The organism is Mediterraneibacter sp. HA8405 (assembly GCF_056148955.1).
The window spans coordinates 1,468,957-1,489,938 of record NZ_CM148758.1 but is presented as its reverse complement, the minus strand read 5'-3'; the positions used below and the strand labels follow the sequence as shown (position 1 = coordinate 1,489,938).

The following is a 20,982-nucleotide window of genomic DNA, read 5'->3' as shown; positions in this document are numbered from 1 at the left end:
TGCGCAGTTTCTTTTTCTATCCGTTTTGCCGCGGGCCGCTTCCCGCGCCGCTGTACTCGCATTCTTCAAGCCTTTCATCCGGCAGATGACACCTGCGGCGTTCCTTTTCCGCCAGCCTGCTTACAAATACTGTGGCCGGATGGTGCAGGATTTCTTCCGGCGGCGCGTACTGCTGGATTTCTCCCTGATCCATGACCAGCACCTTTGTTCCAAGTTTCAGCGCCTCTGAAATGTCATGTGTCACAAACAGTACGGTAATCCCGGTTTTTTCGTAAATCCGGCGCAGCTCTGTCTGGAGCTGTGTACGGGTGATCTCATCCACAGCTCCGAAAGGCTCATCCATCAGGAGGATCTCCGGAGATGCTGCCAGAGCACGGGCAATTCCCACTCTCTGCTGCTGGCCGCCGGAAAGTTCCGCCGGATACCGTTCTCTCATTTCTTCGTCCAGGCCAACGATCCGCATCCATTTACTGACCGCTTCCTTTGTCTTCTTTTTATCTCTTTTATTCAGCAGATCGGGCACATAGGCAATATTCTGCTCCACCGTCATATGGGGAAACAGGACGCTGCCCTGGATGGCATAGCCGATATTTCTCCGCAGAAGGGTCTGGTTTTTATCCCGGATGTTCTCTCCGTTAATCAGGATGTCTCCCGCCGTGGGCTCCAGCAGGCCGTTGACCATCTTAAGGGCCGTTGTCTTGCCGCATCCGGATGATCCGATAATGGTGATAAATTCTCCTTTTTCTACAGAAAGGCTGAAGTCCTTCAGTATTACTTTTTCTCCGTAGGCTTTCCGCACATGGCGGAATTCAATCATTGTCTGCATTTCGTATCCTCCTTACTCTATAAGCCCGTGTGATGCAAGAAATTCTTCTGCCACATCTTCCGGCTCCCTGTTCTCTGTCTCCACCGCATAATTCATCTGTGCCATATCGCTGTCCGAGATCAGTCCGGTTACTTTTTCGAAAACTCCGTTCAGCTCCGGATGCGCTTCCAGCACCTCGCTGCGCACCACATTTCCGCACAGATACGAAGGGTAGAACTGTTTATCATCTTCCAGTACCACCACATCCGCCGCGGAGAGCTGTCCGTCTGTGGTAAATACAACCATAACATCAATCTGTTCCTGTTCCAGCGCCTGGTATTTCAGACCGATATCCAGATCCATTGTCTCCTTAAAATTCAGGCCGTAAGTATCGCAAAGGGCCTCATAGCCGTCTTCACGTTCAAAGAAATCGTATTCCGCTCCGAAGACAAGCTGATCCGCAGCGGCCGCAAGATCGGAATAAGTGTGAAGATCATATTTTTCCGCAATCTCCCGGCGCACTACCATCCCATAAGTATTATTGAACCCGTACATGCCGGTCCATTCCATGGAATAATTATCCTTGTACTCCTGCCGGAGCTGATCAAACAGATCCTCTGTATACAATTCCTCGTTTTTCAGCACCATATTCCAGGCAGTACCGGTGTATTCCGGATAGATATCAAACTCTCCGCTTTCCATCGCAGGCTGAATGTTGGAAGTACCGCCGCCCACGCCCTGGGTCAGCTCCACATTCAGATCCGTGTCCTGCTCAATCAGGATTTTCAGCATCTCGCCTATTACATACTGCTCGGTCATAGGCTTTGTCGCGATATGGATCGTTTCTCCGGTATTTGTCCGGAATACCGCAGTCACAATCAGCGCGGCGCAGATTACTGCTGCAGTTCCCGCAGCCATAATCCGATTTGTCCGCTTCGCTTTCGCGCTGCGCTTTTTCATCCGCCGCTCCACAAATCCAAGCAGGAAATCAACCACAAGGGCGAGCACTGCGATCAGCAGGCTTCCTGCCATGGTCATTGCCGCATTATTGGTGGTAATTCCCCGGTAAATGGCAACGCCCAGACCGCCTGCGCCGATGAAAGAGGCAATACCGGCAAGGGCAATGGTCATAGTTACCATGCTGCGGATCCCGGACATAATCACCGGCATGGCAAGGGGCAGCTTGATCCAGAAAAGGATCTGGAGCCGTGTGCTGCCCATTCCTCTGGCCGCCTCAAGAATGGCCGGGTCAATATTGGAGATTCCCGTGTGAGTATTGCGCACCATAGGCAGCAGCGCATATACGGTAAGCGCGATCACGGCCGTGGCATTTCCCACGCCGGAAAACGGTATCAGAAATCCAAGCATAGAAATGGAAGGAATCGTATAAAGGAAATTAATCACCGCCAACGCCGGCTTTGCCGCCCGCTGAAATTCACTGATCAGAATCCCCGCAAGACCGCCTGCAAGGATGGCCATTGCAATGGCAAGGAGAGAAATCTCCAGATGTTCCAGAAGCAGCCCGGCAAAAAAGTCCGTCCGCTCCGTAAGCAGCGTCCATATGTCTTTCAGCATCTTTACTCACCTCTTCTCTGAATTGCTTTTACCGGACAGTTTTCAAAGCACAGTCCGCAGTGCAGACAGTGCTCCTGGGTAACTGCAAACGGAGTGCCTTCCGCAATGCACTGCTGAGGACAGATCCTTTTGCACTTTCCGCATCCGATACATGCGTCTGTAATCTCAAATCCCTTCTCCGGTTTCTCTGCCATTCCGATGGCAAAGCTCTCTCTGTATATCGGGCTCTTTCCAAGATCAAAGAACTCAACCTGCCCTTCTTCAATACAGAAGGGCTCCAGAATATACCTGCTCTCTCCCGGATAGACATCATTCATGGAGGGATTTTCCCGGAAAATCCGGTCGATCCACTTTTTCTGATCCGCCAGTCTCTTTACCTTTCCGGAAAGGCGCACCATCTGGTATTCCCGGTTCATACCTGTAATCTCTGTCTGAGGCAGGTTCTCAAGCTGCCGGTAAAAATTCTTGCCGCGGGCTGTGCAGAAATAAAGTTTTTCCTCTTCCACCAGCATAACGTCAATCATCCTCGCATGAGGCATTCCCTTCTCATCTACTGTGGCAAAGGCCACATCCTTAATATCCCGTAATATCTGCAGGCACTCTTTCGCTGTCATTTTTCTCCTCCTTTTTTCTGAATACAAACCGGACCTGCGAAGTCCGCTATGCCGCTTTCGGACATACTAAATCATATTTTTCTCATTTCTATCTATTCCCTGTTCTGTCCATCTTTTTCCTCAGATTTTCATATGTTCCCTTTCACCGCCTCTGATGTCTTTGTAAATTCCCGTTTTAATGTAATATTCATTGTTACAACTCATGCTGTTAGAATACCACGCCTTTGTTGTAATGTCAACAGTTACATTTTGATAAATTCCAATTTTACAGTAATTTTCTCCCAAATACAGAATGTGGGATAATCCCCGCCGCTTCTTACGAAACACAGGCAGGTCTTATCCCACACTCACCCATATCCATTCTTCTCTTCTGTTCAGAAAACAAGCTGCACCAGCAGCATATAACACACCGTACCTCCTGCAATGGAGAGAAGCATCTGCCGCTTCCACACATGCAGAAAAATAACCAGCACAATTGAAATCAATTCCGGCAGGCCGTGGCTTCCGGTAAATATACTCACATTTTTCAGGCTGTAAATTACAAGCAGCCCGAACACTGCGGCAGGAAGGACTTTTCCAAGATACTGTATATATTTCGGCGTCGGCTTTCCTGCCGGGAAAATCAGAAACGGCAGGAACCGCGTGACAGCCGTTCCAAGGACCACCATTGCAACCGTAATCATCTGTTCTGTCAGCGTCATTGTACTTCTCCTTCCTTCTCAAGAGGTCTTCTCATTAATGTCAGCACCACAAGAAGCGCCAGCATGGCCGGTATAATAAAGTTGTCCGCCCCGAACGCGATCAGGCACAGCAGGGAAATGCCCAGACCCAGAATGGAGCTGGTATGGTTCTTTTCTTTCAGCCACTGCTCCATAAAAATTACCACGAACATGGCGGTCATTACAAAATCAAGCCCCTCTGTATTGAAATGAATCAGTGACCCGAAGATGCCTCCCAGGGTTGCGCCTGAAAACCAGTAAAAATGGTTTAACAGCGTAACAAAAAACATAAACCAGCCCCGGTCCACATTCTCCGGGATATCGGCAGTATAATTAATAGAAAAACTCTCATCGCACATGCCGAAAATCAGATAGACTTTTTTCCATCCGGTGCCGCGGAACTTGTCCAGCATGGAAATCCCGTAAAACAGATGCCGGGCATTGATCATCAGTGTCATGACAAACGCCTGCAGGGGATTGAACGCCCCCAGAAGCATATTGACAGTTACAAACTCAATAGAACCGGCAAATATCGTAATGCTCATCAGCATGGGATACCAGAAACTGAAGCCCGAAACGTTCATATAAATCCCATATGTAATCCCGAGAAACCAGAATCCCGCAAATATCGGTATAGTATAAGGGAACGCTGTCCGAAAAGCCCTTCTGAGCATTTTTGATCTTGTCTGCATAATCATCCTCCCAAACCTTTGCTGCTATTAGATTAGCATTGTGTTTCCATATATTCAACAGTATAAAAGAAAACCCGCCGCTTTGCCGTACAGGAACCGGCAGGCGGCAGGTTATTTTTCCGTACATTTCCCGCAGTCAGAACAGCCGTTGCAGGTAAGACGGCTTCCGCATTCCCGGCATGTAACAGGATGGTAATGAGGCACATACAGATTCTCTTCAGGAATATCATATCCCCATTCATCTGTCAGCCGGAAATGAATTTCTTTCCCCCGGAAGCTCAGGCCGGACCGGAAAGCCTGCCGGGACTGTGTTCTTTTATCCGGAATGCGGTAAACTTTTTCATTTTTTATGAAATACGTTCCAGTCTCAATAAAGTTAAAAGTGACATTATATGCCCGACACTGGTCACTTAAAAGTTTCACCCATTCATAGCGGCACGGACGGGAACCGTCATAATTTTCTCCTCCGCACATCACCTGCTCAATCTGCCCTTCCGCCAGATATTTTCCGATATCCACCGGTCCGATCAGCGGAGCGGTCATAATACCTTTATGCTTAAAGGGCAGTTCAAATAAAAGCGGTATCCGTTCATCTGCCCGCCTCTGGTTCTCGCAGGTTACATTAAAGAAAATATTTTCCCAGCCGGTTCCCCAGTCATAGGGGAGACAGGATGATACCCGCTGCGGCCGTTTTGTCAGAAGGAAAAACTTCACATCTTTCCTCTGGCGCATGATGGCCCATGCCTCGTCTCGCCAGGCATCTGCCTCTTCCAGGAAGAAATCTGACGTCATACAGACCCGGATCATCTCCCCGCTGCGCACCTTGTACTGCCCCTGCCGGTTTCTGGACAGAGGATAGCGGAAGCCGTTCTTCGTCCGGTAGATCCGGCTTCCGTCCTGCTCCCGCATCCGGTCAAGGAAATACATATAACAGTTTTCGCAGCCCTCTGAACACTTTCTGCAGCCGTGCCACGGATTCCAGATATCATGCATCCGCTCCGCCTCCTTTCCGGCAGACATTTCATATCTGCTCTGATGATCTTTGCCGTTTACTTTATAAGGGAAATTATATACAAGCCGGGGCAGGATTCTTACAAAAGTGCCATCGCCACCGTACCGGCGGTGAGCAGCACAAGCCCCAGTGCTTCTTTCCTTCCCAGTTTCTCGCCGAACACAAAATAGGAAAATGCCACCGTCACAAGCACGCTCAGTTTATCGACCGGCGCTACAATGCTGGCCGGTCCCTCCTGAAGCGCCCGGTAATAGCAGAGCCAGGACGCGCCCGTGGCCACACCGGAGAGACAGATAAACGCCATTTCCTTTTTTCCGATCCGGGCAGCCTCTTTCTGTTTTCCTGTCACAAAAACCATGCCCCATGCCATAATGAGCACCACGCATGTACGGATAGCGGTTCCCAGATTGGACTCCACGCTGGAAATGCCGATCTTTCCGAGGATCGCCGTCAGACTGGCAAAAAATGCAGAACCCACTGCATAGAGAAGCCACATAACTGATTCCCTCTTTCTCGTTTTACATATTCAGCCGGTATTCTGCGCCGGGACCCCGGCACTGCCTCTATATTAACATGCCGGACAGCACGGACGCAATCGTCTCGATTTTCTTTACGGAGTACATTTGAATAAGAACATGTGGTACAATGGTTTAAGCTGTTGAACCAAAGGAGTATAACTATGATGGAGCACGAAAGAGAACTCTCTCAGCTCGCTGAAGAGTTTGAGAGCTGCCGTCGGATAAATAAAATGAATGGAGAAAATCGCATGACAGACTTAATGCAATTAATGAAAGAACGCCACAGTGTACGCCAGTACGAGGACAGACCGCTTGAGGACGGCGTTGTCTCCGCACTGGAAGAGGAGATCAAAGCATGCAACAAGGAAAGCGGGCTGCACATCCAGCTTGTGAAAAATGAGCCAAAGGCTTTTGACAGTTTTATGGCTCATTACGGAAAGTTCAGCGGCGTCACAGACTATATCGCCATGATCGGGAAAAAGGGCGCTGATCTGGACGAAAAATGCGGATACTACGGAGAACGGCTTGTCCTGAAAGCCCAGGAGCTGGGTCTGAATACATGCTGGGTCGCCATGACCTACAGCAAAGTAAAGACCGCTTTCACCATAGACAGCGGAGAGAAGCTGTGCATTGTCATTTCCCTCGGATACGGAAAGACAAAGGGCGTACCGCATAAGTCAAAATCAGCGGACGCCGTGACAAAAGCCGACGGCTCCGTTCCCGGCTGGTTCCGGAAGGGAACAGAAGCCGCCCTTCTCGCGCCTACTGCAATGAACCAGCAGAAATTCCTGTTTACACTGAATGGAAACAAAGTCTCCGCGAAAGCCGGATTCGGATTTTATTCAAAAATTGATCTTGGAATCGCAAAATATCACTTTGAAATCGGAGGAGGAAAAGAAAATTTCCAGTGGGCGTAAGCTTTCACCGGGTATCCGATCTATATGCGCGAAGCACTTCTCTCCCAGTACCCGGAATACAGGGCTCCCAGCCACTGGCATGATGATATCGAGTTTATCTGCGTACTGTCAGGCGGGATGAAATATAATATAAATGGAGAAATCGTGAATCTGAAAAAAGGAGAAGGGATTTTCGTCAATTCGGGGCAGATGCATTCTGGCTTTTCGGATAACGGACAGGAATGCGGCTTCCTGTGCCTGCTCTTCCATCCCATGCTGCTGTGCTCTGTATTTCCGTACGAAAATGATTTTGTGACGCCATTGATTCAAAACAGCCGGACGCCTTATCTGCTGCTTTGCCCGGAGCAGGCACCGGCAGCTGCCTGGCAGCAGGAGATTCTGTCCCGGCTTCGTCTTCTGTACCGGAACCGGAATTCCCATACCGCTCCTCTGCGCGCCCTGTCGTCCTTCGCCCTGATCTGGTCGCTGCTGCTGGAACATGCACCGGCGGACAGCGCGAAAGGAAAGCGGCAGAGTCAGGATCTGACAATTGTAAAAAACATGACCGGATTTATTCAGAAAAATTACAGAAAAAAGATCTCTCTTGCGGAGATCGCTTCGTCCGGCGCCGTAGGACAGAGCAAGTGCTGCAGACTTTTTGCCAGATACTTTTCCCAGTCGCCGAATGAATATCTGAATCATTACCGTCTGAGTAAAAGTCTTGATCTGCTTCACAATACAGATATGTCAGTTACAGAGATCGCTCTGTCCGTCGGATTCGGCGGCGCCAGCTATTTTGCCGAAACATTTCGCAAAAGGATGGGGATAAGCCCCACGGAGTTCCGCAGGCGGGATCAGTAAACCGCTTCGAGCTCCACCGTGCCCGAGAGTTGTGATATTTCTTCCTCGCCTGACACTGCGTGGCCCAGCTCATAAAGCGACGGATTCTCGCTGTATTCACCGTAAAACATAACCACATCTCCCCAGGGCGCATAGTATGCCAGGGTTCCGGTCTCCACCCCCGCCAGAGGGGTATCTGCAGTGTCCAGAGCTTCGGGATAAAATATTTTTTCATTGTCGCTGAAATCCTCGATCTCGACGGAAAGCGGCAGCTGCGCATAGAGATCTGCCGCTGCTGTGCTGTCATTCAGTTCAAAAATTATTTCGCTGCCGTCTTCCGCCAGGACCCGTATCTGTCGTTTTTCTCCAGACATTGTTTCGTCCTCCTCTCTGTCTGCAGTCCGGTTATCCGGATCTGCTGTTTCTTCCTGACTTTCCTGCAGAGTTTGTTCATTTTCTCCTCCGTCAGTTTCCTGTGTGTTCCTGCTTTGCCGGCTCTCTTCCGCATCCTCTCTGTCCTGAGAAGAAGCGCAGCCCCCGGCCAGAAGTATTGTCAGAGCTGCAGACGCCAGCATCCATCTCTTTTTCATTTTCCACATCACCTCGATTTCTGTTCGTCACTCTGTCTGCTGTTTTCTATCTTAAAACGCAGATAATCCATGCGTTCCAGCTGTTTTTCCCGGAGATGAATCTCGTCCAGCGTAATTCCTCTCTGCCGGTTAAGCATCTGCATGCGCTGCTCTGCCGTATCTTCTTTTTTCAGGAACAGCCGCATGTATTCCTCTACTTCACTGCTGTCAAATCCGATATCATGAAGGGTCATGATCATGCTCAGCCGTTCAATGTCCTGATCGTCATACTGCCACATGCCCATCACTTTCTTTACAGAGCCGCACAGTCCCCAGCTCTCATATTCTCTGAGTATCTCCAGCGGGATCTTATACCGCTCGCTTGCTTCCTGTATCGTCATATTGCGCTCCCTTCTGCCTCCTGTCCCGTCACTGGACAAAACGGATATTATAGAGCCGGTACACTTCCGCCAGGCTCCGTATCTTAAGAATCTGACTTTTTCCGCTGTCCATCCGGCTGATCTGCACCATATCTTCCGGCGCCAGTTCAAAGTCATCTATGTCAAAATTCTGCCGGATTCTTTCTTCATGCACCGATTTCGGAATGGCAATAATGCCCTTCTGCCTGAGCCATCTTAAGATAACCTGCGCAGGCTGTTTCCCGTATTTTTCCCCGATTCCCGCAAGCATCTCGTTGGTAAATATGCCATTTGCGCCTTCCGCAAAGGGAGCCCATGCCATAGCTTTTATATCATACTGCTCCATCACCTCTCTTAAATCTTTCTGCTGGCAGAACGGATGAAGCTCGATCTGATTTACCGCGGGCACAACTTCGCTGTTCAGGATAAGATCCACAAGCCGGTCGGCCTCAAAATTGCATACTCCGACTGCCCTGATCTTTTTCTCCCGGTACAGTTCTTCCATAGCCCTCCAGCTTCCATAATAATCCCCGTAAGGCATATGAATAAGATACAGATCAAGATAATCTGTCCCAAGATTCTCCAGTGTCTTCTGAAAAGAGAGCTTCGTCTTCTCATACCCCGCGTCCTGGATCCATACTTTGGATGTAAGGAACACTTCCTGTCTGGAAATACCGCTTTCTCTTACTGCTTCCCCTACCGCCCGTTCATTGCCGTAGCAGGCTGCAGTGTCAATCAGGCGGTATCCTGTCTGCAGGGCCGTAAGAACACTTTCCCTGCATTCTTTTCCGTCCGTAATCTGGAACACCCCGAAGCCAAGCCGGGGCATTTCTGTCCCGTTATTCAGACATATTACACATTCATTCCTGTTTTCCATTTTCCGTCTTCCCTTTCTTTTATCCGATATTTTATCTGTATAAATAAATGATATATTCATTCACATGCCGTGTCTAATGCTTGTTTTTTTGTTTCAGAAATGCTTGTGCCGTATTTCTCATTTTCCGGGGTTTCCTGATAAAGTCAATCACCGGAAGTGCCAAAAGGCACATTCCGGGCTTGTAAGCGGCCGCCAGGGCCTCTGGCAAGCCCGGACTTTGGCTCGTCGACAGTACAAAAAGTGGATGCTTCCGGCACTTCAGCTGAACGCCGCCGGAAACATCCGCACTTTTTTATGTATCACTGTTCTTTTTCCTGTCCGTCCTGTACTGCACGGTTCTCTTTAATAAAACTGATAAACTGCCGCGTCGTGCGTGAAACAATCTGCGCCTTTTTCCAGACGATTACCGCTCCTGTCTCCAGGGCCGGCGACAGCGGAATATATTTCAGTTCATCAAACCGGTTCTGCAGATGAAAGCAGAGCGCCACTCCCATCTTCCTTTCAACCATAACGGCCACATTATTGATCAGATTATATGTACCGATCACATGGATCTGATCATAATAATCTCCGAACCATCCTTCCAGCTCATTTTTGACAAGAGGCCTCTGTACGAGAAATACCGGCACATCCAGCAGATCCTCCGGCGTGATGGATTTTTTCCGGGCCAGCTCAGAGTCTTTGCGGACCAGCACGCCCCACCGTTCCTTCCTCCGGAGACGGATGAAATTATATTTCGAGATATCCACCGGCTCCGTCAGCAGTCCGATATCCAGCAGTCCCTTATCCAGCCGGTCTTTTATATCATCTGCGTTTGCCGTATACAGATCGTACCGGACCATGGGGTATGTATCAGTGAACCTTTCCATAACATCTGCCAGTTCCTGCACGCTGTTTGTCTCCCCGCTTCCAATCGAAATGTTTCCCGAGAGTTCTTCCTCACCGTGCCGGAACTCATTTTCTGCCTTGTCCACAAGCTGGACGATCTCCTGAGCTCTGCGCTTCAGAAGCATCCCGTCCTCTGTCAGACGGATGCTGTGGTTGCTCCTTTTAAATAATTTCGTCTCCAGCTCCTCTTCCAGCTGCATAAGCTGCCGGGAAAGGGTCGGCTGGGTGATATGCAGAAGTTCCGCGGCTTTTGTTATGTTTTCTTCTCTTGCCACCATTAAGAAATATCTCAGCACTCTTATTTCCATTGTCATACACCTCATGTTGAGAATATCATCCCGTGCCGGATTTTTCAATCTGTTTTATCTGCATTTTCTGCCCAGCTCGTACGCCAGCTTGGGGTAACGGCTGTGTCTTGTCATGGAGGGACTGCCGCATCCTCTGCCCAGCACCATTCCCTGATCCTGAAAGTCCAGATACCGGACCAGCGTCTTATAATGGCTTTCCAGAGCGTCAAACGTCCAGTCGTCACTGTTCCAGGCAACGGTCAGAAGCGCTGATTTCATATGCTTTCCTGTGATGCTGCTGTTATATGCGCAGAACCGGTCCACCACGGTCTTCAGCTGGGCAGACATGCCATAGTAATAAAGCGGCGTCGCAAAGACAATCATATCCGCGCCAAGAACCGCGGCCCTTATCTCCTGATTGTCGTCATGCTGTATACACGGTCCCTCATAACCGCACGCCACACATCCTGTACAGGGATTTATATTCATATCTGCCAGGTCGAATCTCAAAACGCTGTGTCCCGCTTCTTCCGCGCCCCGGGTGAACTCCTCTGCCAGAATGTTCGTGGAACCGTTTTTATTTGGGCTTCCCTGCAAAATAACGATCTTCATAATCATTTTCTCCTTCCATTTTTCTCTGTCTGTTTTTCTGTTCTGTCTCAGAAAGAGTACAGGCCCCTTCTGAGAAACCGCGAAGCCAGCTATCCGGTTATGACAGGCAGCGGAGCGGACCGCGGATATCCGCCTGACCCGCGCCTTCCTTACAGGACTTCAGATACCCAGCTCTGTATCTCTTCCCGGGAGGAAGACGCGTCTTCCTCATAGCAGTCAAAGATATTGTCCGAGATCTCCGCATCCGGCGCCGCTTCTGTAATAATTTCCACACTTCCGGCCAGTCCGCCTGTTCCGTGAGAACAGAACAGATATACCTGTTTCCCTGACAGATCATTTTCTTCCAGAAAGGTCAGAAGGGGCATGGGTACTCCGTACCACCAGTAGGGATAGCCCAGAAAGACAGTATCATAATCACTCAGATTTTCCACACTCTCCTCCAGTTCCGGCCTTGCGTCATCCCGCCGCTCCTGATTTGCCCGGTCCAGACATTCGTCCCAGTCGCTGGAATAAGGCTCTGTCACCTGTATGGGAAACAGATCCCCGCCGGTCTCTTCCTGCACCCATCCCGCCAGCTGCTGTACGTTTCCCGGCGGGATCACACTGGGAGACGCCACTGCGTCCACATCATCCGCCAGTATGGCATTGTCCGCCCACAAGAAATAAGCCACCAGAATGTTTCCGGACGTCTGCGGGGCATTTTCCTGAAGTTCTGATGTGTCAGCCGTGCTTTCGTCTGCCGCCGTACCGCTGTCTTCTCCTGCCCCGGTGCGCTCTTCCTGTACATTTCTTTCCCTGTTATCTGTATCTTCTGTATTTCCGCAGCCGGATGCAGCGGCTGCAAAACATATACATAAAATCAATGCTGATATTCTTTTTTTCATCTCATCCTCCTGCTGACTGCCTGCCGATATTCTGCTTCTTCTGTTTTATTTCTGTATCTTTACAGCTTCTGGCTGCCGGCAGACCAGACGTGTTTTTCCTGTGCCTGCTCTGCTGTATTCTGTGCCATAACGCCTACCAGCCTGTGGGGAACATAGGGCTCTTCCAGATAGCTGATCTCCTCTTCCGTCAGACAGATATCTGCCGCTTTTGCCATGCCTTCTACATGAGACAGCTTTGTCGCTCCTACTACCGGCGCCGTCACCTTCGTAAGCAGCCAGGCAAGAGCAATCGCGGTCATAGACACTCCCCGTTTTTCCGCCAGTTCTGCCACACGGGATATAATCACACCGTCTTCCTTTTCCGTAGCGCCATATTTCAGTTTCGCGTAATCATCTTCCTGCAGCCTTTTTGACGTCTCTCCCGGCTTCTTTGAGAGGCGGCCGCCTGCCAGCGCGCTGTAGGGTGTCATGGCAATATTGTCCTCCCGGCAGAGCTTCGCCATCTCCCGCTCCTCTTCGCGGAAAATAAGATTGTAATGGCCCTGTATGGACACAAATTTTGCAAATCCCTCTTTTTCCGCAAGAGCGTTCGCCTTGGCAAGCTGGTAGGCAAAGCAGTTGGAGATACCGATATATCTTGCTTTTCCGGCTTTCACTACATTATTGAGTCCTTCCATGATGTCATAGAGCGGCGTCGCATAGTCCCACATATGATAGATATACAGATCCACATAATCCATCCCCAGGTTTTCCAGGCTCTTATTGATCATCTTTTCAATATGCTGCTGCGCGGACACGCCCTGCTGAATCTCTTCCGGCGTGCGCGGAAGGAACTTGGTGGCCACAACGACTTCGTCCCGTTTTGCGAAGTCCTTAAGCGCCCGGCCCAGATACTGCTCGCTTGTACCGCTCTGGTACGCAATCGCCGTATCATAAAAATTGATGCCGGCATCCAGAGCCCGGCGGATAATCTCCCGGGTGTGCTCTTCATCAATCGTCCAGGTGTGCTGTCCGTTTCCGGCATCGCCGAATCCCATACAGCCCATACAGATACGGGAAACATTTAAATCAGAATTACCTAATTTTGCATACTGCATATTTTTCTCCTTCCATTGGCAACGTAGTCGAACCGGGGATTCCTGCGTCCCTGTTCATAGTTTATACATTTATACATTTTTGAATATCTTCTGTAATTTTATTCTGACATGGCGGCGGCATCAATTCAAATACTTAAATCTTATGTTTTTTAATGCTCGCAGAGCATTTCTTTTCAGCCATCCACAAAATTTCATATGCGGTAAAGTAACACAGAAATTTGACGGGCAGCAGTCCACCATTCCGTAATTCTAAAATAAAGATATATACTTACGCAACCAGACCTAACATTTTTTGCCCGCCATAGTTGGTGGAACTTTTGAAAAGTCAAAAGTATAATGATATCAGGAGGTGTGAAAAGTATGAAAATGCAGAAAAATAATATCGCCTGTAATTTGACTGCACTGCGGCAACTTAATAAATTCTCCCAGGAGGAAGTAGCAGAGCGAATTGGAGTTTCCCGGCAGGCTGTTGCAAAATGGGAAGCCGGTCAATCAGTACCCGACATTCTGAATTGTGACGCACTGGCCAAACTGTATAATGTGGATCTCGATGATCTAATCCATTACGACCAGGAGCAGACTGGCGAAAGCATACCGCCCAGGGGTAAGCACATATTCGGAACCGTTTGCGTAGGTGAACGCGGTCAGATCGTACTTCCCAGGCGGGCCAGAGATGTATTCAAAATTAAGCCCGGAGATATGTTAGTCGTTTTAGGGGATGAAGATCCGGAACATCCGGGAATCGCACTAATGAAAGAAGATTTTTTTCTGGGTATTGCCCGGCTGTTCAAAACTGCTTTAAATATGACAGATGCCCCTGACAGAAAGGAGAAAAAATAATGGAAGCTGTATTAAGCGTTCAGAATATTAATAAACACTATCCCGGATTCACTCTGGAAAATGTCAGCTTCTCGCTTGCCCCTAACCGCATTATGGGGTTGATTGGTAAAAACGGGGCAGGAAAAAGTACAACCTTGAAAACTATTCTTAACATAGTGTCGCCAGAAAGCGGAAGCGTCACCATGTTCCAAAAAAATTTCTATAAATATGAAAAAGAGTGTAAGCAGCGAACCGGTGTTGTGTTTGGAGGAGTTGATTTTTATCCGCTGAAGAAACTCTCTGCTATCACGGCTGTTACTCGAAAATTTTATACAAACTGGGATCAGGCCCAGTATCAAAAATATATCAGGCGTTTTGCTTTGAATGAAAGTAAAAAAATCAAAGAACTTTCAAACGGAATGAAAGTCAAATACCTGCTTGCGCTGGCATTGTCCCACCATGCTGAGTTACTGATTCTGGATGAGCCGACTTCTGGTTTAGACCCGGTATCCCGTGAGGAACTGCTTCATATTTTCCGGCAAATTGTGAAAAACGAAAAATGTTCTATTCTGTTTTCCACACATATTACTTCTGATTTGGACAGATGTACCGATGATATTACCTATATTCAGAATGGGCAGGTATTGCAAAGTGCAGATAAGGATACATTTCTGCGTTCTTTTGAACATTTGAAAACCCCAGATGATACGGGACCGCTCACTTTGGAAGAAATTATGCTGCGTACAGAAAGGAGTGAATGGGATGATGAAATTACTGTATAAGGAAGTGAGGCTTGCAGCTCATCCAACCTCTATTGTCTTTGCCTTTCTGGGCTGTCTTGTTCTGGTGCCGTCCTATCCTTACAGTGTAATTTTTATGTTTGGCTGTTTGGCGCCTTACATCACGTTTCTGAATGCACGGGAAACAAATGATGTCTGGTATACAGCTGTTTTACCAGTAACAAAACGTGAAAGTGTTCTGGGGAAATGTCTGCTTGTTGTTTCCTTTCAGTTGTTTCAGCTGCTTTTCTCTGTCCCATTCGCACTTTTGCGAAACACCCTGAATATAACAAATAACCCTGTAGGTTTAGACGCGACCATTGCGTGGTATGGTCTGGGGTTTTTCTTATATGCGGTATTCGATTTTGCATTCCTCACGGCATTTTATAAAAGCGGCTACAAGGTTGGGAAATCATTTATCCTTGCCGCAGGTCCTGTCGTTCTTCTCATGGCAGCGATAGAAGCAGCTTCCCACATTCCGGCACTTGTCTGGATGGATAGCTGCCAGCCAAAGCATCTGCTGATGCAGCTGCCGATTTTAACAGCCGGAATTTTCTGTTATAGTATATTTATTCCATTGGCATATCGGATTTCCATAAAGCGCTTTGAGAAAGTTGACCTGTAAACTCAATATCCACTACACAATCCAGCCGGATCCGCCCTCCGTCCTCCAGGATAATCTGACCGGCATCCGGATCGATCCGCCGGATCTTTCCCCTGGCCGTATGATAGGCTCCGCCGGATTTTTTCTCATCCTGGACAAAATAAGTAAGCACAATCTCCGGTTTCTCTCCCGGAAGAGCGCATGCAAGCTGAATTTTGTAATTCAGCTCCTGTTTTTCATCCTCCGACAGATCCGGCTCCTCATCTGTCAGCCGGGCCGTCTCCTTTATTACATCTCCGTATCCGGTCAGCGCGGCAAAGGGAGCGAACTGTGCCGCACGGTCGGATACCGGCATGTGTGGATGAACGGAAGAAACGTGGTGAGGAAGATGAATAATATCCCCGTACTTTTTCTCTGCATCTTCTGTCTTCATGCTTTATGACCTCCGATCTGGCCGTTCCTGTCCCTGGCAGTCGCCCCTTCTTCCAGATTCATTCCTTTCAGAACAGCATTTTTTCCGAACTTTTTCTTGATCTCCAGCACTGCTTTCTGCATCTTCCTTTCCCGCTCCAGCTCCGCCTCCTGCTTCTCCTGTTCTTTCTGCAGGGCGGCATAATCTGTAAAAAGATCCATCTGCTCGAACCGGGGTTCATTCTGTGCCTCAGCTTCCGGGATGACATGTGCCGCGGCCATACTCAGTCTCCGCACCAGGAGCTTTTCATCTGCGATACGGTCAAAGAGTTCCGCGACCGCCTGTATAATCTGCCGTGTCGAAGAAGTATACTGCTTCAGATTGACTGTGCCGTGGGCATGCTTTGGTATCTTTCTTCCGTAACGGTCCGTCTTCACCTCTCCGCCGTATTTCTTCCGAAGGGCAGGATCCTTCAGATTGTCAATATCATATCCTACCGTCAGAACAATCTGATTGGTAACAAGCCCCTTCTCTACCAGATCCAGCGCAAGCAGATCCGCCATCTCCTTCGCTGCCAGTCTTGCCTTTTCAAAGGGATAGGCACACTGAAGCACCTGTCCGGAGCCCACGCTGCTGCTCCGGGGCCGGTATGCTTTAATGTCCGCAATCGTACATGGCTCCCAGCCCCACGCATGATCGATCAGAAGTTCTGCGTTGACGCCGAACAGACTGTACAGAAGATCTTCATTGTAATAATCTGTCGGTTTGCCCAGAGAACAGCGGGCAATATCTCCCATGGTAAAAAGTCCGTGTTCTTCCAGCTTCTTCGCATAGCCTCTGCCCACCCGCCAGAAGTCTGTGAGCGGCCGGTGGGACCACAGCAGTCTCCGGTAGGACATCTCGTCCAGCTCGGCAATGCGCACGCCGTTCTCATCTGCCGGGATATGCTTCGCCTCAATGTCCATGGCGACTTTACAGAGATACAGATTCGGTCCGATTCCCGCCGCGGCAGTAATGCCGACAGTCTCAAGCACATCACGGATCATCTTCACAGCCAGCTCCCTCGGGGTCATCCGGTAAGTCCCCAGATAGGACGTAGCGTCAATAAACACCTCATCGATAGAATAGACATGGATATCCTCCGGTGCAATATATTTCAGATAGACCTCATAGATCTCGCTGCTGATCTGCATATAACGCGCCATCTGAGGCGGCGCAACAATATAGTCCAGCGCCAGAGACGGATCCTTTTCCAGATCCGGAGCCTGGCAGGATGCTCCCGCAAGCTTGTGCCCCGGAGCATTCTGCCGGCGCCGGGCATTGACTTCCCTGACCTTCTGCACCACCTCAAACAGCCTCGGCCTTCCCGGGATATCATAAGCCTTCAGAGACGGGGAGACCGCAAGGCAGATGGTCTTCTCCGTCCGGCTTTTATCCGCCACTACCAGATTTGTAGTCAGCGGGTCAAGTCCCCGTTCCATGCACTCCACGGAAGCATAGAATGATTTCAGGTCAATTGCAATGTAAGTTCTCCCATCCATTCTTTCCGCCTCCCCGTATGATTTCATCCTCTTATATTTTTATCCTCTTTTATAGAAAGAATAACACAATTCCCGAATCCGAACAAGTGTTCTTTTCCATTTTTTATATTGTATTGCTCTTTCCCTGAACTGAGATTATAATACATATGCTGATCAGCTCTGTCAGAAAAATCACAGAATTGTAACTTAAGAGAGGTATTTTATGGAAACAGTACATCAGACAAAAAACGAAATCACCGAAGGAGTTATCTGGAAGCAGCTTCTGCTGTTCTTTTTTCCGATTCTGATGGGCACATTTTTTCAGCAGCTTTACAATACAATCGACAGCGTGATTGTGGGCCAGTTTGTAGGAAAAGAGGCTCTCGCCAGCGTAGGGGGCTCCTCCGCCCAGATTGTCGCTCTGGTTGTCGGTTTCTTTACCGGGCTCTCTTCGGGAGCCGCAGTTGTCATCGCCCAGTTTGTGGGCGCCCGGAAGGAAGAAACCGCCAATGCCGGGCTGCACACCGCGTATGCCATCGCGGCGGCCGGCGGAATCGCTCTTACCTTTATCGGGATCCTGACGGCTCCCATTCTGCTCAGGCTTATGAATACGCCGGCCGATACTATGGACGGCTCCCTGACTTACCTGCGGATTTATTTCGCGGGCATTCTGTTTGTGCTCATCTACAACATGGGCTCCGCTGTTCTCCGTGCTGCAGGGGATTCAAAAACGCCCCTGTATATTCTGATTATCTGCTGTATTATCAATATTATACTGGACACGGCTTTTGTACTTCTTTTCCACATGGGAGTCGCAGGCGTCGCTGTAGCCACACTGACCGCCCAGGCTGTCAGCGCTGTTCTCGTTACGCTCAAGCTGATGCGCTCTGACGGAATTCTGCATCTTTCCCTGAGAAAAATCCGTTTTCACGGTTCTCTTCTGAAGCTGCAGCTGAAACTGGGACTGCCCACGGGATTTGAATCCGTTCTGTTTGCGATTACAAATATCGCCATTCAGACCGCCATCAATACATTCGGCACAGATACCACCGCTGCATGGTCTGCATACGGCAAGCTGGATGCCATTTTCTGGATGGTCAGTACCGCGTTCGGCATCTCCATCACCACTTTTGTAGGGCAGAACTACGGCGCGGGAAAGCTGGACCGTGTGCGCAGGAGCACACGAATCTGTATCTGCATAGATCTGGCTGTGTCCTTTGTTCTGGTGGCCCTGCTTATTCTGGCAAGAAGTCTTCTCTTCCGGCTGTTTACTTCAGATGAAACGGTTGTGCAGATCGGTTCCGATATGCTGCTGTTTATCACTCCCTGGTATATTGTCTATGTGTTTATCGAAGTGCTGAGCGGTTCCCTGCGGGGCCGTGGAAATGTAATCGTTCCTGTGGTAATCACCCTGGTCGGAGTCTGCCTTCTGCGGATCGTCTGGCTGGCAGGCGTGCTGAAAATCTCACCGACCATCCATGCAATTATCTTCAGTTATCCCGTAACATGGGTTATCACGGCTCTTGCCTTTATCGCATATTACCTGTGGCAGAACAGACGATACCAGCACAGATCTTCCGATACAGTCAGATAAGCCGCTTTACACAGCCAGATGCTGGCTGTCTGACAGAAACATCCGGCATCTGTTTTTATTATACCGCAGAATACTTTCTCTCATTTCAGGACAATAATGCGGTCATACTCCGCTTCTGCCTGTTTCATTCCGTCCGCGCTCAGGCTGCTGGTCACATACACATCCGGCGCCCACAGAAAATATCTGCACACATACCTGACTTCACCACTTGACACCTGCCCGTTCTCATCCGGCGCCACAATCAGATATTTCCTTGTATCTGTCTCCCCATTTTCATACCAGTGATCCCCCGCAATCCTCTCCACCTGCCCCGGCAGGGAAGTTTCATATCCGGCGCGGATACTTCGCAGGCCGTTAAATTCTGAATATAAAAAGTTTATCCCGAGAATCACCGTTCCAAGCACCGCCCACTGATATCTGCGTTTTGCCCCGGGGGAGGAGTATGCCCGGTATGCTCCCCGCTCATCGATGTCCACCGCGAAGGATTGTTCCAGATCCACTGTCGTCCCCATAATCAGCGACCCTGCGAAAAGGACTGCCGCGCTGCAGGCGTACCTCTCAAAACCTGCCAGCCTCAGCGCCTCCTCTGCAGGCATAGAAAAAAGATACAGATACAGCATTCCGGCGTAATACAGAACCGTTACGGCAATACCGGAAACAAGAATCCATCCGAGCCTCCACTTCTTTTTCATCCTGAACCGGGCGTACAGAACCGCTCCCGCGGCCAGAATCAGACTCAGAAAGATAATCTGCAGCGCCCGTCCGGAAGGATCAAAAGCGGCCTTCAGAAATGCTTCTGTCACCTGTCCGTAAAGCTCTCTTCCCACGGGCGCTCCATAATCTCCGGCCGCCTGTTGCGCGCCTGCCGTCAGCCACTGGCCGAACTTACCCTCAAAGCCTGCCAGATCCGTATTCAGATGATGCTGCCACGCCAGAACAGGTAGCGCGCTTCCGGCAGTCATCAGTGCTCCCCATAAAATCACTCTCATTCTGCATCGCATGTCCCGGAACAGTTTCCTGCGGCTGTGCAGCTTCACGTTTTCTTCCGACTTTCCTCCGCATATCTTCCGGGCGTTCTGCCGTTCGGTCCGGAATAATATCCACAGGGCGTACGCTGCCACCGTGCCGGCAAAAAATATTCCCGTGCTCTTGACGATTCCTGTATAGCCAAGAAGGATTATCTGGAGGAGACAAAGCCTCTCCGGCTCTTCCCGGTACCGCCAGGATACTGCCAGGGACGCCATTGCCAGCAGAGGCAGCAGAAAATCCACCAGCAGATTATTTATCCGAATGGTCAGATTCAGATAGGACAGAACTGCGCACCCCATTCCCAGAAAAGAATAAAGCAGAAATCTCCTCCTCTCTTTCACAATACCGAATACTGCATAGAAACAGGCGAAAATCAGGCTGTTCTGCGCAAGAATCATCATGCCCTGAGAATGCCCGGCAAATCTGCAGACATAATAGATGAACAGACTACTGCCCGGCGGATAATCCCGGAATGGTATCAGGATGCTGTCCGCCCCCGGGAACCTGTCCGCAGACAGCAGATATTTCACGATCAGCGCCCAGTGGGAAAAATTGTCATAATGAATCATCTTAAGATTCAGAGAAAGAAGTGCAAATGCCATCGTTCCCAGGACAAAGCAGAACCCGCACAGACTCCCTTCCGGCAGATGTATTTTCCCTCTTATGAAAAAGACAAGAAATACAGCGAATCCTGCCACACCGCCCAGAAGCAGCAGATCCGCCGTCAGCGCCAGACAGTTCAGCAGTCCTCCCCAGAAAAGCACAAGGCCGATTCCTGACATAGAGACAACCGGCACGAACCATTTCCGCACTTTCCCGAACCGGTAAACGACAAAAAAATATCCCGGGAATGACAGGAAAAGCAGGAAAGCTTTCCCCGAATTCCATATCAGTTCCACCTGCTCACCTTCCTTCCAGTTC

The 20,982-nt window shown here is 49.5% G+C and carries 22 protein-coding genes and 1 pseudogene; 6 read left to right on the top strand and 17 right to left on the bottom strand.

Features of this window, described 5'->3' with window-relative positions:
- Window positions 1–16: 16 nt before the first annotated feature.
- The 7 genes and pseudogenes from AC0QUU_RS07045 to AC0QUU_RS07015 form a co-directional block, all read right to left on the bottom strand.
- On the bottom strand, window positions 17–826 hold the full coding sequence (locus tag AC0QUU_RS07045; protein ID WP_474545423.1) for an ABC transporter ATP-binding protein: 810 nt from the start codon (window positions 824–826) through the stop codon (window positions 17–19).
- A gap of 12 nt (window positions 827–838) precedes the next feature.
- Window positions 839–2,380, bottom strand: coding sequence for an ABC transporter permease/substrate-binding protein (locus AC0QUU_RS07040; RefSeq protein ID WP_474545422.1), 1,542 nt, complete (start codon window positions 2,378–2,380; stop codon window positions 839–841).
- Between the two features lie 2 nt (window positions 2,381–2,382).
- Window positions 2,383–2,994, bottom strand: a complete 612-nt coding sequence (locus AC0QUU_RS07035; RefSeq protein ID WP_474545421.1) for a pyridoxamine 5'-phosphate oxidase family protein — start codon at window positions 2,992–2,994, stop codon at window positions 2,383–2,385.
- 374 nt (window positions 2,995–3,368) lie between these two features.
- On the bottom strand, window positions 3,369–3,695 hold the full coding sequence (locus AC0QUU_RS07030) for a branched-chain amino acid transporter permease (RefSeq protein WP_474545420.1): 327 nt from the start codon (window positions 3,693–3,695) through the stop codon (window positions 3,369–3,371).
- A complete protein-coding gene (gene azlC / locus AC0QUU_RS07025; RefSeq protein WP_474545419.1) occupies window positions 3,692–4,405 on the bottom strand; it encodes an azaleucine resistance protein AzlC in 714 nt (237 codons plus the stop codon). The genes AC0QUU_RS07030 and azlC overlap by 4 nt, the downstream gene beginning before the upstream one ends.
- Window positions 4,406–4,516: 111 nt before the next feature.
- Entirely contained in the window at window positions 4,517–5,398 is an 882-nt protein-coding gene (locus AC0QUU_RS07020; protein WP_474545418.1) for a DUF5131 family protein, read from the bottom strand.
- A gap of 98 nt (window positions 5,399–5,496) precedes the next feature.
- Window positions 5,497–5,910, bottom strand: a pseudogene (locus AC0QUU_RS07015) (EamA family transporter); the annotation flags it as partial.
- Window positions 5,911–6,096: 186 nt separating this feature from the next.
- Here AC0QUU_RS07015 and AC0QUU_RS07010 point away from each other — a divergent pair.
- Together AC0QUU_RS07010 and AC0QUU_RS07005 are read left to right on the top strand one after the other, a co-directional pair.
- A complete protein-coding gene (locus tag AC0QUU_RS07010; protein WP_474545417.1) occupies window positions 6,097–6,852 on the top strand; it encodes a nitroreductase family protein in 756 nt (251 codons plus the stop codon).
- A 24-nt stretch (window positions 6,853–6,876) separates the two neighbouring features.
- The gene (locus tag AC0QUU_RS07005) at window positions 6,877–7,692 is read left to right on the top strand and encodes an AraC family transcriptional regulator (protein WP_474545416.1); all 816 of its coding nucleotides are present in this window, start codon (window positions 6,877–6,879) and stop codon (window positions 7,690–7,692) included.
- On the opposite strand, the gene AC0QUU_RS07000 is transcribed toward AC0QUU_RS07005, so the two are convergent.
- The 7 genes from AC0QUU_RS07000 to AC0QUU_RS06970 all read right to left on the bottom strand — a co-directional run bounded on the left by AC0QUU_RS07000 (window position 7,686) and on the right by AC0QUU_RS06970 (window position 13,304).
- Window positions 7,686–8,261 (bottom strand): cyclophilin-like fold protein, encoded by a 576-nt coding sequence (locus tag AC0QUU_RS07000; RefSeq protein ID WP_474545415.1) that lies wholly within the window; start codon window positions 8,259–8,261, stop codon window positions 7,686–7,688. The genes AC0QUU_RS07005 and AC0QUU_RS07000 overlap by 7 nt on opposite strands.
- An 8-nt stretch (window positions 8,262–8,269) precedes the next feature.
- On the bottom strand, window positions 8,270–8,641 hold the full coding sequence (locus AC0QUU_RS06995) for a MerR family transcriptional regulator (RefSeq protein WP_474545414.1): 372 nt from the start codon (window positions 8,639–8,641) through the stop codon (window positions 8,270–8,272).
- Window positions 8,642–8,669: 28 nt separating this feature from the next.
- Entirely contained in the window at window positions 8,670–9,536 is an 867-nt protein-coding gene (locus tag AC0QUU_RS06990; RefSeq protein WP_474545413.1) for an aldo/keto reductase, read from the bottom strand.
- 299 nt (window positions 9,537–9,835) lie between these two features.
- The gene (locus tag AC0QUU_RS06985) at window positions 9,836–10,732 is read right to left on the bottom strand and encodes a LysR family transcriptional regulator (RefSeq protein WP_474545412.1); all 897 of its coding nucleotides are present in this window, start codon (window positions 10,730–10,732) and stop codon (window positions 9,836–9,838) included.
- A 54-nt stretch (window positions 10,733–10,786) separates the two neighbouring features.
- Window positions 10,787–11,323, bottom strand: coding sequence for a flavodoxin family protein (locus tag AC0QUU_RS06980; protein WP_474545411.1), 537 nt, complete (start codon window positions 11,321–11,323; stop codon window positions 10,787–10,789).
- A 149-nt stretch (window positions 11,324–11,472) separates the two neighbouring features.
- The gene (locus AC0QUU_RS06975) at window positions 11,473–12,207 is read right to left on the bottom strand and encodes a flavodoxin (protein ID WP_474545410.1); all 735 of its coding nucleotides are present in this window, start codon (window positions 12,205–12,207) and stop codon (window positions 11,473–11,475) included.
- Window positions 12,208–12,266: 59 nt separating this feature from the next.
- A complete protein-coding gene (locus tag AC0QUU_RS06970; RefSeq protein ID WP_474545409.1) occupies window positions 12,267–13,304 on the bottom strand; it encodes an aldo/keto reductase in 1,038 nt (345 codons plus the stop codon).
- Between the two features lie 360 nt (window positions 13,305–13,664).
- Between AC0QUU_RS06970 and AC0QUU_RS06965 the strand changes: the two genes are divergently transcribed.
- The 3 genes from AC0QUU_RS06965 to AC0QUU_RS06955 are packed head-to-tail and all read left to right on the top strand — an operon-like array spanning window position 13,665 to window position 15,527.
- Window positions 13,665–14,144 (top strand): helix-turn-helix domain-containing protein, encoded by a 480-nt coding sequence (locus AC0QUU_RS06965; RefSeq protein WP_474545408.1) that lies wholly within the window; start codon window positions 13,665–13,667, stop codon window positions 14,142–14,144.
- Window positions 14,144–14,905 (top strand): ABC transporter ATP-binding protein, encoded by a 762-nt coding sequence (locus AC0QUU_RS06960; protein WP_474545407.1) that lies wholly within the window; start codon window positions 14,144–14,146, stop codon window positions 14,903–14,905. Before AC0QUU_RS06965 ends, AC0QUU_RS06960 begins: the two co-directional genes overlap by 1 nt.
- On the top strand, window positions 14,886–15,527 hold the full coding sequence (locus AC0QUU_RS06955; RefSeq protein ID WP_474545406.1) for an ABC-2 transporter permease: 642 nt from the start codon (window positions 14,886–14,888) through the stop codon (window positions 15,525–15,527). Before AC0QUU_RS06960 ends, AC0QUU_RS06955 begins: the two co-directional genes overlap by 20 nt.
- On the opposite strand, the gene AC0QUU_RS06950 is transcribed toward AC0QUU_RS06955, so the two are convergent.
- Together AC0QUU_RS06950 and AC0QUU_RS06945 are read right to left on the bottom strand one after the other, a co-directional pair.
- A complete protein-coding gene (locus AC0QUU_RS06950) occupies window positions 15,472–15,939 on the bottom strand; it encodes a YolD-like family protein (protein ID WP_474545405.1) in 468 nt (155 codons plus the stop codon). The genes AC0QUU_RS06955 and AC0QUU_RS06950 overlap by 56 nt on opposite strands.
- The gene (locus AC0QUU_RS06945) at window positions 15,936–17,459 is read right to left on the bottom strand and encodes a Y-family DNA polymerase (protein ID WP_474545404.1); all 1,524 of its coding nucleotides are present in this window, start codon (window positions 17,457–17,459) and stop codon (window positions 15,936–15,938) included. Before AC0QUU_RS06945 ends, AC0QUU_RS06950 begins: the two co-directional genes overlap by 4 nt.
- A 202-nt stretch (window positions 17,460–17,661) precedes the next feature.
- Between AC0QUU_RS06945 and AC0QUU_RS06940 the strand changes: the two genes are divergently transcribed.
- Complete coding sequence (locus tag AC0QUU_RS06940; RefSeq protein WP_474545403.1) at window positions 17,662–19,032, top strand: MATE family efflux transporter; 1,371 nt, start codon at window positions 17,662–17,664, stop codon at window positions 19,030–19,032.
- Between the two features lie 80 nt (window positions 19,033–19,112).
- Here AC0QUU_RS06940 and AC0QUU_RS06935 read toward each other — a convergent pair whose 3' ends face one another.
- Window positions 19,113–20,960 carry a hypothetical protein gene (locus AC0QUU_RS06935; protein ID WP_474545402.1) on the bottom strand — a complete coding sequence of 616 codons (1,848 nt, stop codon included), beginning with the start codon at window positions 20,958–20,960 and terminating at the stop codon, window positions 19,113–19,115.
- Between the last annotated feature and the right edge of the window lie 22 nt (window positions 20,961–20,982).

What these genes read in the sequence shown, in the direction of transcription:
- AC0QUU_RS06950 (WP_474545405.1), bottom strand. Translation starts at nt 15,939, where the DNA reads ATGAAGACAGAAGATGCAGAGAAAAAGTACGGGGATATTATTCATCTT.
- AC0QUU_RS06965 (WP_474545408.1), top strand. Translation starts at nt 13,665, where the DNA reads ATGAAAATGCAGAAAAATAATATCGCCTGTAATTTGACTGCACTGCGG.
- AC0QUU_RS06970 (WP_474545409.1), bottom strand. Translation starts at nt 13,304, where the DNA reads ATGCAGTATGCAAAATTAGGTAATTCTGATTTAAATGTTTCCCGTATC.
- AC0QUU_RS06975 (WP_474545410.1), bottom strand. Translation starts at nt 12,207, where the DNA reads ATGAAAAAAAGAATATCAGCATTGATTTTATGTATATGTTTTGCAGCC.
- AC0QUU_RS07000 (WP_474545415.1), bottom strand. Translation starts at nt 8,261, where the DNA reads ATGAAAAAGAGATGGATGCTGGCGTCTGCAGCTCTGACAATACTTCTG.
- AC0QUU_RS06980 (WP_474545411.1), bottom strand. Translation starts at nt 11,323, where the DNA reads ATGAAGATCGTTATTTTGCAGGGAAGCCCAAATAAAAACGGTTCCACG.
- AC0QUU_RS06960 (WP_474545407.1), top strand. Translation starts at nt 14,144, where the DNA reads ATGGAAGCTGTATTAAGCGTTCAGAATATTAATAAACACTATCCCGGA.
- AC0QUU_RS07010 (WP_474545417.1), top strand. Translation starts at nt 6,097, where the DNA reads ATGATGGAGCACGAAAGAGAACTCTCTCAGCTCGCTGAAGAGTTTGAG.
- AC0QUU_RS07020 (WP_474545418.1), bottom strand. Translation starts at nt 5,398, where the DNA reads ATGCATGATATCTGGAATCCGTGGCACGGCTGCAGAAAGTGTTCAGAG.
- azlC (WP_474545419.1), bottom strand. Translation starts at nt 4,405, where the DNA reads ATGCAGACAAGATCAAAAATGCTCAGAAGGGCTTTTCGGACAGCGTTC.
- AC0QUU_RS06940 (WP_474545403.1), top strand. Translation starts at nt 17,662, where the DNA reads ATGGAAACAGTACATCAGACAAAAAACGAAATCACCGAAGGAGTTATC.
- AC0QUU_RS07045 (WP_474545423.1), bottom strand. Translation starts at nt 826, where the DNA reads ATGCAGACAATGATTGAATTCCGCCATGTGCGGAAAGCCTACGGAGAA.
- AC0QUU_RS07030 (WP_474545420.1), bottom strand. Translation starts at nt 3,695, where the DNA reads ATGACGCTGACAGAACAGATGATTACGGTTGCAATGGTGGTCCTTGGA.
- AC0QUU_RS06990 (WP_474545413.1), bottom strand. Translation starts at nt 9,536, where the DNA reads ATGGAAAACAGGAATGAATGTGTAATATGTCTGAATAACGGGACAGAA.
- AC0QUU_RS06945 (WP_474545404.1), bottom strand. Translation starts at nt 17,459, where the DNA reads ATGGATGGGAGAACTTACATTGCAATTGACCTGAAATCATTCTATGCT.
- AC0QUU_RS07005 (WP_474545416.1), top strand. Translation starts at nt 6,877, where the DNA reads ATGCGCGAAGCACTTCTCTCCCAGTACCCGGAATACAGGGCTCCCAGC.
- AC0QUU_RS07035 (WP_474545421.1), bottom strand. Translation starts at nt 2,994, where the DNA reads ATGACAGCGAAAGAGTGCCTGCAGATATTACGGGATATTAAGGATGTG.
- AC0QUU_RS06985 (WP_474545412.1), bottom strand. Translation starts at nt 10,732, where the DNA reads ATGGAAATAAGAGTGCTGAGATATTTCTTAATGGTGGCAAGAGAAGAA.
- AC0QUU_RS06995 (WP_474545414.1), bottom strand. Translation starts at nt 8,641, where the DNA reads ATGACGATACAGGAAGCAAGCGAGCGGTATAAGATCCCGCTGGAGATA.
- AC0QUU_RS07040 (WP_474545422.1), bottom strand. Translation starts at nt 2,380, where the DNA reads ATGCTGAAAGACATATGGACGCTGCTTACGGAGCGGACGGACTTTTTT.
- AC0QUU_RS06955 (WP_474545406.1), top strand. Translation starts at nt 14,886, where the DNA reads ATGATGAAATTACTGTATAAGGAAGTGAGGCTTGCAGCTCATCCAACC.